We start from the raw sequence: 471 nt of genomic DNA, 5'->3' as shown, positions 1-471 counted from the left end.
CCACGACTACCTGAAAAAAACCCTCACCGCGCGCGTCTACGACGTGGCCCGCGAGACCGAACTCGAACGCGCGCCGAACCTGTCGGCACGTCTGCGCAATCCGGTCTACCTGAAGCGCGAGGACAACCAGCCGGTGTTCTCGTTCAAGGTGCGCGGCGCGTACAACAAGATGGCGCACATTCCTTCCGAGGCGTTGGAACGTGGCGTGATTACCGCGTCGGCGGGCAATCATGCGCAAGGTGTCGCGCTGTCGGCGGCGCGCATGGGCGTGAAGGCGATCATCGTGGTGCCGGTCACCACGCCGCAGGTGAAGGTCGATGCGGTGCGCGCGCACGGCGGCCCGACCGTCGAAGTCGTGCAGTTTGGCGAATCGTATAGCGATGCGTATGGACACGCGGTGAAGCTGCAGGAAGAGCGCGGCCTGACCTTCGTGCATCCGTTCGACGATCCGTATGTGATCGCCGGGCAAGG

1 protein-coding gene is annotated in these 471 nt (G+C 64.3%); it reads left to right on the top strand.

Annotated features, from left to right (window positions below):
• Nucleotides 1-471, top strand: a 471-nt coding sequence (locus P0D68_RS35520) for a pyridoxal-phosphate dependent enzyme (protein WP_408468837.1), incomplete at both ends; no start/stop codon positions are given.

Origin of the sequence: Paraburkholderia sp. RL17-380-BIE-A (assembly GCF_046028085.1) — a bacterium.
Classification (GTDB): domain Bacteria; phylum Pseudomonadota; class Gammaproteobacteria; order Burkholderiales; family Burkholderiaceae; genus Paraburkholderia.
This window is presented reverse-complemented; position numbering and strand designations above follow the sequence as displayed.